General features: G+C 36.5%; 9 protein-coding genes. 8 read left to right on the top strand and 1 reads right to left on the bottom strand.

Annotated elements, in window-relative coordinates:
* Positions 1-36 precede the first annotated feature (36 nt).
* From hslV to BCR23_RS03445, 4 genes are all read left to right on the top strand, one after another.
* Positions 37-585: an HslVU peptidase proteolytic subunit gene (gene hslV / locus BCR23_RS03460; protein ID WP_069634112.1), complete on the top strand. Its 549-nt coding sequence runs from the start codon at positions 37-39 to the stop codon at positions 583-585.
* Between the two features lie 16 nt (positions 586-601).
* Positions 602-2005 (top strand): ATP-dependent protease ATPase subunit HslU, encoded by a 1404-nt coding sequence (gene hslU, locus BCR23_RS03455; RefSeq protein WP_069634111.1) that lies wholly within the window; start codon positions 602-604, stop codon positions 2003-2005.
* A 133-nt stretch (positions 2006-2138) separates the two neighbouring features.
* Positions 2139-2930: a GTP-sensing pleiotropic transcriptional regulator CodY gene (codY, locus tag BCR23_RS03450; protein ID WP_069634110.1), complete on the top strand. Its 792-nt coding sequence runs from the start codon at positions 2139-2141 to the stop codon at positions 2928-2930.
* 11 nt (positions 2931-2941) lie between these two features.
* Positions 2942-3817 carry an aldose 1-epimerase family protein gene (locus BCR23_RS03445; RefSeq protein WP_069634109.1) on the top strand — a complete coding sequence of 292 codons (876 nt, stop codon included), beginning with the start codon at positions 2942-2944 and terminating at the stop codon, positions 3815-3817.
* 53 nt (positions 3818-3870) lie between these two features.
* Here BCR23_RS03445 and plsY read toward each other — a convergent pair whose 3' ends face one another.
* Positions 3871-4506 (bottom strand): glycerol-3-phosphate 1-O-acyltransferase PlsY, encoded by a 636-nt coding sequence (plsY, locus tag BCR23_RS03440; RefSeq protein ID WP_069634108.1) that lies wholly within the window; start codon positions 4504-4506, stop codon positions 3871-3873.
* A 117-nt stretch (positions 4507-4623) separates the two neighbouring features.
* Between plsY and BCR23_RS03435 the strand changes: the two genes are divergently transcribed.
* The 4 genes from BCR23_RS03435 (at position 4624) to pflB (ending at position 12259) form a co-directional block, all read left to right on the top strand.
* Complete coding sequence (locus BCR23_RS03435; protein ID WP_069634107.1) at positions 4624-5049, top strand: CoA-binding protein; 426 nt, start codon at positions 4624-4626, stop codon at positions 5047-5049.
* 122 nt (positions 5050-5171) lie between these two features.
* Positions 5172-7241 (top strand): DNA topoisomerase IV subunit B, encoded by a 2070-nt coding sequence (gene parE / locus BCR23_RS03430; protein ID WP_069634106.1) that lies wholly within the window; start codon positions 5172-5174, stop codon positions 7239-7241.
* 12 nt (positions 7242-7253) lie between these two features.
* Positions 7254-9725: a DNA topoisomerase IV subunit A gene (gene parC, locus BCR23_RS03425; protein WP_069634105.1), complete on the top strand. Its 2472-nt coding sequence runs from the start codon at positions 7254-7256 to the stop codon at positions 9723-9725.
* Positions 9726-10012: 287 nt separating this feature from the next.
* Positions 10013-12259, top strand: coding sequence for a formate C-acetyltransferase (pflB, locus tag BCR23_RS03420; RefSeq protein WP_069634104.1), 2247 nt, complete (start codon positions 10013-10015; stop codon positions 12257-12259).
* Positions 12260-12359: the final 100 nt, after the last annotated feature.

Raw genomic sequence — 12359 nt, 5'->3', positions numbered from 1 at the left:
CGAGCTCGTTATACTTTTGAATTAGGAGGAACTATAATGGTTGAATCACAATTTCATTCAACAACGATTTGTGCTGTTGAAAAAAATGGGAAATTTGCAATGGCCGGTGACGGTCAAGTAACGATGGGGGAATCCGTTGTTATGAAAGGAACTGCAAAAAAAGTACGCAGAATATACAATGATGAAGTTGTTGTAGGTTTTGCGGGAAGTGTAGCAGATGCATTTACACTAGAAGAAAAATTTGAAGGTAAATTAAATGAATACAACGGTAATTTAACTCGAGCGGCCGTTGAACTAGCACAAGAATGGCGTACTCAACAATCAATGCAAAAATTAGAAGCGATGCTGATCGTGATGAACAAAAAAGAAATGTTGCTAGTCTCAGGTACAGGTGAAGTGATCACACCAGATGATGGTATTTTAGCAATTGGCTCTGGTGGTAATTTTGCACTCTCTGCAGCTCGAGCAATGAAACACTACGGAGACAAGGAGATGTCGGCCAAAGAAATCGCTAAAAATGCGTTGAACATCGCTGCAGATATCTGTGTCTTTACAAATCATAATATTATAGTTGAAGAATTATAGATGGGGGATAGCGACCATGAATGAATTGAATAAAACACCAAGAGAAATCGTCAAAGAATTGGACGAATATATTATCGGACAGGAAACTGCAAAAAAATCTGTCGCAGTAGCTTTAAGAAACAGATACCGCCGTTTACAGTTGGAAGAAAAAATGCAACAAGATGTAACTCCAAAAAATATGCTGATGATCGGACCAACGGGCGTTGGAAAAACGGAGATTGCTAGACGTTTGGCAAAAATCGTCAATGCACCTTTTGTTAAAGTTGAAGCTACCAAATTTACAGAAGTTGGCTACGTTGGCCGTGATGTAGAATCGATGGTGCGAGATCTTGTTGAAAATGCGATTCAAATTGTTGAAAAACAACAATACAGCCGAGTTTACTCACAAGCTTTAAAAAAAGCGAATAATCGTCTAGTAAAAGTTCTTGTACCTGGAATCAAAAAAGAACAAAAACAAACATCAAACAACCAATTTGAACAAATGATGCAAATGTTCAATAGTGCACAACAACCTCAAGAAACCCAAGAAGAAGTAACTGAGGAAATCAAAGTCAACCGTAAGTCAATACTCGACCAACTAGAAAAAGGATTGTTAAACAATCGTGAAGTAACGATTGAAATAGAAGAACCTAAGAAAACGATGCCCGCTATGAATAACGGTATGGAACAAATGGGTATCGATTTAAATGAGACATTGGGTGCTTTGTCTCCAAAGAAAAAAGTTGAACGAACAGTAACAGTTAAAGAAGCCCAAGAATTATTAGTAAAAGAAGAATCAGCAAAAATCGTCAAAGAAGCTGACATTCATAGTGAAGCGATTCGTTTAGCTGAAAGCAGTGGTATCATTTTCATTGATGAATTTGATAAAATCACTTCAAAAAGCCAACAAAATTCAGGAGAAGTTTCTCGCGAAGGGGTACAACGAGATATTTTACCTATTGTTGAAGGATCACAGGTCAATACAAAATATGGTTCAATTCAAACAGATCATATTTTATTTATTGCTTCTGGCGCCTTCCATTTATCTAAACCGAGTGATTTAATTCCTGAACTACAAGGACGTTTTCCGATTCGTGTAGAGCTAGATGATTTAACAGCGGAAGACTTTATACGGATCTTAACAGAACCAAACAATGCATTAATCAAGCAATATATCGCCCTGATAGGAACAGAAAATGTTAATGTAATCTTCACCAAAGAATCCATAGAAAGAATTGCTAATATTGCTTTTAACGTCAATCGTGACACTGACAACATCGGTGCCCGACGTTTGCATACGATTTTGGAACGTTTATTGGAAGACCTATTATTTGAAGCACCAGATATGCAAATGGGTGAAATCACAATTACTGAAGCTTATGTGAATGAAAAGCTGAATAGCATTGTCCAAAACGAAGATTTGAGCCGCTATATTCTTTAATATCATCTCGTTTCAACGGCTAACTTCTCGATAAAATATTGGTTAATGAGGCAAAAAACAGCTTTTTTACAATGACTTATTTTTCTATTGAGACTGAACAAGTACAATACATTTTTAAATTAGGAGGAGTAAAATGACTACTTTATTAGAAAAAACCCGTCAAATAAACAAACTATTACAACAGAATAATACATTTGACCAAAGAGCAGAGTTGCCTTATGACAAAATGGCGATGATTTTGGGGGATGTCTTAGACAGCAATGCCTATATCATTAGCAACGAAGGAGTTTTGTTAGGGTATAACGAAAAATTGGATGTTAACAATGCACGTGTGAAGCATATGTTTGAGGAAAAACGTTTCCCGCAAAGCTATACAGATGCAGTGGATAATTTAATTAAAACAGAAGCAAATATTTCCATCACTAGTGATTTAACAGCTTTCCCAGTAGAATTACGTGAAAAATATCCTTTTGGTTTAACAACGATTGTACCCATGTTTGGAGCTGGAAAGCGACTTGGAACGATTATTTTGGCTAGAGTAAAACAATCATTTAATGATGAAGATTTGGTTCTAGCAGAGTACAGCGCAACAGTTGTTGGTATGCAGATTCTCTATCAACAATCAAGAAACATTGAAGCGGATGTTCGTAGTGCAACAGCTGTGCAAATGGCCATTAATACGTTATCTTACAGCGAACTAAAAGCCGTTCAAGCGATTTTCGAAGCTTTGGATGGAGAAGAAGGCAGATTGACTGCTTCAAGTATTGCAGATGAAATTGGTATTACACGTTCGGTAATTGTTAATGCATTAAGAAAATTGGAATCAGCTGGGATTATCGAATCTAGATCTCTCGGGATGAAAGGAACCTATCTGAAAGTTTTAAACAAACAATTTATTAAAGAATTGGAAAAAGACAACAAGTAGGAGGCTTTGAAATGACGTTAAAGATTGAAAATGAATTTCTTATTGCAACAATTGCTGAAGATGGTGCTGAACTAGTCAGTTTGAAATCAAAGAAGAATGACATTGAATATATCTGGCAAGGTGATCCAACTTTTTGGGGACGTCGTGCACCAGTGTTGTTTCCGTTTGTAGGACGTTTAAAAGACGACCGGTATACCTACCAAAAACAAACATATCCTATGGGACAACATGGTTTTGCTAGAGATAGCCTGTTTCAAGTAATTGAGCATGGTTCTGAATTAGTTTCATTATCTTTAAAAAGCACTAAAGAAACAAAAAAAGTGTATCCTTTTGATTTTGAATTAATACTTTCTTATGCCTTAGAAGAAGAAAATCTGGTTGTCACTTATCAAGTTGAAAATACTGGTAAAAATGAGATGTATTTTTCAATAGGTGGTCATCCGGCATTTAATGTTCCTTTAGAGAAAAATTTGACGTTCAACGATTATTATTTAAGCTTTTCACCGAAAAAATCTCGAACTCAAATTCCCTTAGTTGGACCTTTTACAGATTTTGAACATAAAACATTAGGTCAAACCAATACGAGTCTTGATTTACGTCGTGAGCTATTCGAAAACGACGCAATTATTTTTGAAACCAAAGGCGGAAATACTTTTACTATTGAAACGGACGAAAGTCCTCACAGCATTAGTTTAAGTTACACAGATATGCCTTATGTAGGTATCTGGTCTCCTTATCCGCAAGAAGCGCCATTCGTTTGTATCGAGCCTTGGTGCGGTATTGCCGACGAAGTAAATGCATCGGGTAATCTTGTAGATAAAAAAGGCATTAACAAACTATCTGCAGCGGATGTTTTCAAAACACATTATACACTTACAACCAAATAAATGAAAAAAGTCAAGACATGAATGATTCACTTCATATCTTGACTTTTGTCTTACTATTTAATTATTTTTTTAGCACCTAGACCAAATGGAACCCGACTTTCCGTTCCATCTTTGATTCGCTTTATATTATCTTTATGACGGATAAAAATAAAAATCGTCAAAGCTATAGCAATAGTTGTTAGTAACCAATCAAATTTAGGCAAAATCGCTGGAATTGCAAAGGGGAGAATAACCGTTGAAAGAGTAATCAACACAGCACTGATCATACTAGTCAAACTCACCATGCTGGTAATGTATAGCATAATAATAAAAATTAATGCGGAATAAACGAAAAATGATGGATTATAAGCTAAGATCATCCCTGCACTTGTCGCAACAGCTTTTCCTCCTTTAAAATTCGCAAAAACCGGAAATGTATGCCCTAGTACAGCAGCGACTCCAAAAACTAGCGGATTAACATCTAAAGAAAATAATGCAGGCAAGCTAGTTGCCAACGTACCCTTTAAAATATCCATAAACAAAACAGCAATCCCCGCTTTTTTTCCTAAAACTCTAAACGTGTTTGTCGTCCCTGTATTACCACTTCCAAATTGACGAAGATCTTTTTTAAAAAAAAGTTTTCCAACCCAAACGCCAGAAGGGATGGAACCTAATAAGTAGGCTATAACCAATAGCACAAAAAATTTCATTGAGCAACCTCTTTCTGTTCAAACTAGCATTTATTTTATCATGAATAGAAACAGCTAACAATAATTAAATATTCGTTGTATAATGAAATAGAAGAAAAATGAGAGAGGATGACTAAAATGCCTGTAGAAAATCCGTCACAAGAACAAATTTTTGACTATTTAAGACAAGCTAAGCGCATTGCAGTAGTCGGACTAAGCGGGAAAGAAGACCGAACAAGCTATCAAATAGCGAAACTTTTACAAGAAAAAGGTTATGAGATCATTCCTGTGAACCCAATTCTGGCAGGACAAGAAATTCTTGGGGAAAAAGTTTATGAACAATTACAAGATGTCCCTGGACAGATCGATATTGTTGATATTTTCCGCCGAAGCGAGTTTTTACCTGAAGTTGCTCAAGATTTCTTAGAAACAGATGCAAAAGTATTCTGGGCTCAATTAGGGTTGGAAAATGAAGAAGCGGCAGAACTATTGAAAAAAGCAGGAAGAAATGCTATTATAATGAATCGTTGCATTAAAATTGAATTAGCTGAAATGCCTAAATAGATGCAAATAATCTTAAGAAAGAGTTACCGAATAGGAAAGCTCTTTTTTTTTGAGAGCTTTTAGAGTATTATTGTAATGATGTGGCGAAAAGCCCTATAATTCAAGTATAAGGAGTTTTTTCTTTGGCGAAAAAAGTAAACAATGAGTACAATGACGCCTCCATCCAGGTTTTAGAAGGATTGGAAGCTGTAAGAAAAAGACCAGGAATGTATATCGGCTCCACAGACAGCCGTGGATTACATCATTTAGTCTATGAGATCGTTGATAATGCAGTCGATGAAGCATTATCCGGATATGGAAATGAAATCAGTGTAACAATTCAAAAAGACAATAGCATTAAAATTAGTGATTCTGGTCGTGGAATGCCCGTAGGAATGCATGCATCTGGAATTCCTACAGTAGAAGTAATCTTCACTGTTCTTCACGCAGGAGGAAAATTCGGCCAAGGTGGGTACAAAACATCTGGAGGACTTCATGGTGTAGGTGCCAGTGTAGTTAATGCATTGTCCAGCTGGCTGGAAGTTCGTATCGTTCGTGATGGCTTTGAATACATGCAACGATTTGAAAACGGTGGAAAACCTGTTGGAACATTAAAAAAAGTTGGTAAAACAAACAAAAAGAATGGGACATCTGTGATTTTTCTTCCAGATGATACTATTTTTTCTACAATACATTTTTCATACAGCACATTAGCTGAACGCTTAAGAGAATCTGCTTTTTTACTAAAAGGTGTGAAAATAGCCATCACAGATCTTAGAGGTGAAGAACCCAAAGAAGAGATCTTTCATTATGAAGAAGGAATCAAAGAGTTTGTTACCTATCTGAATGAAGAAAAAGACACCTTAACGCCCGTTGTTTACTTTTCAGGAGAGAAGGACGGGATTGAAGTTGAGCTATCTTATCAGTACAATGACGGCTATTCAGAGAACGTTCTTTCCTTCGTAAATAATGTACGCACAAAAGACGGCGGTACACACGAAGTTGGTATGAAGTCATCTATGACTAAAGCCTACAACGAATATGCAAGAAAAGTTGGACTACTAAAAGAAAAAGACAAAAATCTTGAAGGTAGTGACTTCCGTGAAGGTTTGGCAGCAGTTTTATCCATTCGCGTTCCTGAAAACTTGTTACAATTTGAAGGCCAAACCAAAGAAAAATTAGGAACTCCTGCCGCTCGTAATGCCGTTGATAACGTCGTTGGTGAGCAAATGGGCTTTTATTTACAAGAAAACAGCGAAATGAGCCAACAATTAATACGCAAAGCAATCAAAGCTCGTGAAGCTCGTGAAGCAGCTCGTAAAGCTCGTGAAGAGAGTCGTAATGGAAAAAAACGGAAGAAGGGTGAATCTCTTTTATCTGGTAAATTAACACCAGCGCAATCACGCAATCCTAAAAAGAACGAACTATATCTAGTCGAAGGAGATTCTGCCGGAGGTTCAGCCAAACAAGGCCGCGACAGAAAATTCCAAGCGATTTTACCTTTACGAGGAAAAGTCTTAAATACTGAAAAAGCTAAAATGCAGGATATCTTGAAAAACGAAGAAATCAACACTATGATCTATACTATTGGAGCAGGTGTGGGTCCTGAATTTTCAGTTGAAGACTGTAATTATGATAAAGTCATTATCATGACCGATGCGGATACTGATGGTGCCCATATTCAAGTTTTACTACTAACATTCTTTTATCGCTATATGAAGCCTTTGATCGAAGCTGGCAAAATATACATTGCTTTGCCGCCTCTTTATAAAGTGTCAAAAGGTATCGGGAAAAAAGCTGTAACAGAATATGCTTGGACAGATGAAGAACTCTCTGCTGTAACAGAACAAGTCGGCAAAGGATATATGCTTCAACGATACAAAGGATTAGGGGAGATGAACGCTGATCAGCTGTGGGAGACCACTATGGACCCTGAGACACGCACATTGATCCGAGTTCGAATAGATGATGCTGCACAAGCAGAACGCCGTGTAACGACACTCATGGGCGATAAAGTAGAACCAAGAAGAAAATGGATTGAACGCCATGTACAATTCACTTTAGAAGAAGATGGCAGTATTCTAGATAGAAAAGACGGAGAAACAGAAATTTCTCCATCTATTTCAAATGAAGTATTAGATGAAGAAAAAAGAGAAGAAGCTGAACGTAAGAATGCAGAAGCAGAAGAAATCAGTTTATTTGATTTAGAGTAGGAAGTGACGAATTTGGAAAAACGCCAAGATATTCAAGAATTGACTCTTGAAGAAGTAATGGGCGATCGTTTTGGAAGATATTCCAAATATATCATTCAAGAACGTGCCCTACCTGATATTCGTGATGGGTTAAAACCTGTACAACGTAGAATTTTATTTTCTATGAATAAAGATGGAAACACCTTTGAAAAAAGTTTTAGAAAATCCGCTAAATCTGTCGGAAACATCATGGGGAATTATCATCCCCATGGTGATAGCAGTATTTATGAAGCGATGGTTCGTTTAAGCCAAGATTGGAAACTTCGCGAAGTTCTAATCGAAATGCACGGAAATAACGGAAGTATGGACGGTGATCCGCCAGCTGCGATGCGTTATACAGAAGCTCGTTTGTCTGAACTAAGCGGAGAACTTTTGAAGGATATTGAAAAAGACACAGTCGATTTCGTTTGGAACTTTGATGATACTGAAAAAGAACCAACTGTTTTACCAGCAAAATATCCTAACTTACTTGTAAATGGGTCAACAGGGATCTCAGCAGGATACGCAACTGAAATTCCTACCCATAACTTATCCGAAATTATTGATGGTACAATCTACTTGATTGATCACCCAAATGCAACTTTAGATAAACTGATGGAATTTATTCCAGGACCTGATTTTCCAACAGGTGGTATCTTACAAGGAAAAGAAGAAATCAAAAAAGCCTATGAAACAGGTCGCGGAAAAGTGATTCTTCGTTCAAAAACAAGAATAGAACCGCTAAAAGGTGGCAAACAGCAGATTGTTGTCACTGAAATTCCATATGAAGTCAATAAAGCGACATTAGTTAAAAAAATGGATGAAGTTCGTTTAAATAAAAAAATCGATGGTATTGCTGAAGTACGTGATGAAAGTGACCGTACAGGATTACAGATTGCAATCGAGCTAAAAAAAGACACAAACGCAGAAGGTATTTTAAACTACCTATTCAAGAACACTGAATTACAAATCAACTATAACTTTAATATGGTAGCCATCGATAACATGACGCCGCAACAAGTTGGACTAAAACGTATTTTAGACAGCTACATTGCCCATCGCAAACAAGTTATTACGAACCGTAGTCAGTTTGAGTTGAACAAAGCGAAAAAACGTCAGCATATCGTTGCTGGATTGATAAAAGCTTTGTCGATTTTAGACAAAGTAATCGAAACAATCCGTGGCAGTAAAGATAAAAAAGATGCAAAAATGAACTTAGTAAAAGCCTATGCATTTACTGAAGAACAAGCGGAAGCTATTGTGACGTTGCAATTATACCGTTTAACCAATACAGATATCACTCAACTTGAAAAAGAAGCAGAAGAGTTGAATCAGCTTGTTTCAGAATTAACAAAAATTCTAAACGACGAAAAAGAATTATTCAACGTAATGAAAAAAGAATTACGTGAAGTTAAAAAACAATATGGAAATCCTCGTCTAACACAGATCGAAGATGAAATACAAGAAATTAAAATCGATACAAAAGTTTTAGTTGCTCAAGAGGATGTAGTTGTTACTGTCACTCATGAAGGCTACATTAAACGTAGTAGTTTACGATCTTATAGTGCATCTAAACCAGAAGAAATCGGGATGAAAGAAGGGGACTTTCTTCTTTACACAGGAGAAGTTAACACATTGGATCATATTTTATTAATTACGAACAAAGCCAATGTGATTTACAGACCAGTCCATGAACTTCCTGATTTAAGATGGAAAGAAATAGGTGAACATATTTCACAAACTATTTTAAACTTATCAATTGACGAATCAATTATTGCCGTTCATACCTATAAAGAACTTTCTCCAACGAAAACATTTGTTTTCATGACCAAAGAAGGTATGATCAAACAAAGTAAAATGACTGACTTTGAACCTTGGAGAACCTATAAGAGCCGTCCAACAAATTGCATGAAACTAAAATCCGAATCAGATGAAATTGTAAATGTCTATTTGACAAACGAACAAAAAGTCTTAGATGTCTTTTTAGTAAGTCATCGTGGCTTTGGTTTACGTTATCCGTTAGAAGAAGTACCTGTCGTAGGTGCAAAAGCAGCGGGAGTAAAAGCTATGAATCTAAAAGATCAAGATTACGTTGTTAACGGTTTGCTAGTACATGAAGAAGGCGATACACCAGTCGTTATCTTAACCCAAAGAGGGAGTATCAAACGAATGCTAGCCCAAGAGCTACCACAACTAGGGAGAGCAAAAAGAGGACTGATGGTACTTCGTGAATTGAAAAAGAATCCTCATCGCGTAACCTTTATGTCTGAAAGCACTCCTTTAGAGTTATTAGTCACTACTCAAAATGGCAAACAATACACGATTGATTCTGAGGGCTATCCAATCAACGATCGAACATCAAATGGTTCATTTATACTAGATGAAAAAGAAGATGGTGAGATTTTGGAAGTTCATGAAATGCATACATCAGAATTAGTAGAAAAACCGACTGATCAAACGATATAACGCTTTCTTCTGTTCTATATAATTAACAAAAAGAGCTATCTGTACTAGTACAGATAGCTCTTTTTGTATTACAGAGTTCATATGCTTCACATTGTAATCACGATAGTTAGTTACAGATATCACAAACAAGAAACCCTTTATTTTAAAGGGTTTCTACATCATTATCGTAAATATATCTAGAATTAGTTCAAATAATATTAATTAAATACTTGCATAAAACCGTTCGTGTGTTATACTAATCACATAAAGCTGTTACAATAGATTTCAGCATACTAAGGAGGCCCACAATGGAACAATGGAAAGGCTTTAAAGGCGACAAATGGAAAACATCAGTAGACACACGTGATTTTATTCAAAGAAACTATACTGAATACACTGGTGACGATTCTTTCCTAGAACCAATCGCGCCAAGTACAGACAAGTTATGGACAAAATTACAGGAATTATTTGAAGTACAACATGAAAAAAATGGTGTGTACGACATGGATAACAGCATTCCTGCAACAATCACATCTCATGAACCTGGGTACTTAATCAAAGAAGAAGAAACAATCGTCGGATTACAAACAGATGTGCCGTTGAAACAAGCGTTTATGCCATTTGGCGGAATCAATATGGCAAACCATTCTTTAACTTCAAATGGTTACGAAGTAGATGATGAAATGTCTAAAATCTTTACTGAGTGGAGAAAAACACACAACCAAGGTGTTTTTGATGCTTATACACCAGAAATGAGAGCAGCTCGTAAAAATAAAATTATCACTGGTCTCCCAGACGCATATGGTCGTGGTCGTATCATCGGTGACTATCGTCGTATTGCACTTTATGGGATGGACTTTTTGATCGCTGAGAAGAAAAAAGATCTAAGTAATACTGGTAACAAAGTAATGACTGATGATGTTATTCGTCTAAGAGAAGAAATTTCTGAACAAATCAGAGCCATGGCAGACTTAAAAGAAATGGCTTCAACATATGGATTCGATATTTCTTTACCAGCTGAAAATGCGAAAGAAGCGATCCAATGGTTGTACTTTGGTTATTTAGGTGCGATTAAATCACAAAATGGTGCGGCAATGTCTATTGGACGTATCTCTGCCTTTTTAGATATCTATATCCAACGCGATTTAGAAGCTGGTTTAATTACTGAGTTTGAAGCGCAAGAAATGATCGATCACTTAATCATGAAATTACGTATGGTTAAATTTGCTCGTACGCCAGAATATAACCAACTATTTTCTGGTTACCCAATCTGGGCAACATTATCAATCGCTGGTATGGGCTTAGATGGACGTTCACTAGTAACTAAGAGTGATTTCCGTATCTTACACACACTTACAAACATGGGTCCTTCACCAGAGCCAAACTTGACAGTGTTATATTCTTCACATTTACCAGTAGGATTTAGAACATTTGCATCTAAAATCGCAAAACAAAGTTCATCTATCCAATTTGAAAATGATGATTTACTACGCTCGAACTGGGGATCAGATGACTGTGCGATCGCATGTTGTGTATCTGCAACAGTTATGGGTAAAGACATGCAATTCTTTGGAGCTCGTGCAAACTTAGCTAAAGCAGTTCTTTATGCTATCAATGGTGGAGTAGACGAAAAAACTAAAATGCAAGTTGCACCTAAGTTCCGTCCTATGACTGGTGACACATTAGACTACAACGAGTTTATTGATCGCTATAAAGACATCATGGATTGGTTAGCTGAATTGTATGTAAATACTTTAAACGTTATCCATTATATGCATGATAAATATTCTTATGAAGCAGCTCAATTAGCCTTCATGGAAAGCAACTTACAACGTACATTTGCTACTGGTATTGCAGGAATTTCACATGCTGCTGACTCAGTAATGGCTATTAAACATGGTAACGTACAAGTAATCCGTGACGAAGATGGTTTAGCAATTGACTATGTTCCTCAAAATGAGTTCCCAACATATGGTAACGATAACGAAGAAGCGGATGCGACAGCAAACTGGATTCTTGAGTACTTCATGACTCAAATTAGACGCCAACATACGTACCGTAATGCTAAACCAACAACATCATTATTAACAATCACATCAAACGTTGTTTATGGTAAAGCAACTGGTAATACTCCAGACGGACGTCGTGCAGGCAAACCATTAGCACCAGGTGCTAACCCAAGTTATCAAGATGGTAAATTCTTAGGTGAGAAGAATGGTCTTTTAGCGTCACTTAACTCAACAGCTAGATTAGAGTACACAAGTGCACTAGATGGAATTTCTAATACACAAACAATCAATCCTAATGGTTTAGGTAAAGATGATGGTACAAGAATTGATAACTTACGTAACGTAATGGATGGCTACTTCGATAAAGGTGGTTACCACTTAAACGTTAACGTGTTCACAAACGAATTATTATTAGATGCACAAGCTCATCCAGAAAAATATCCGAACTTAACAATCCGTGTATCTGGATATGCCGTGAAATTCCGTGACTTAACACCTGAACAACAAGCAGATGTTATTTCTAGAACATCACATGATAAACTCTAATATACAAAAATTGAAGGGGTGACTTTGCGTCATCCCTTTTTTAAAATAAATACTGAGCAAATTCTGATGCTCAAGAATTATTTTAAAGTAAAACAACAAG

The organism is Enterococcus quebecensis (genome assembly GCF_001730365.1).
Lineage (GTDB): Bacteria > Bacillota > Bacilli > Lactobacillales > Enterococcaceae > Enterococcus_L > Enterococcus_L quebecensis.
This window is presented reverse-complemented; position numbering and strand designations above follow the sequence as displayed.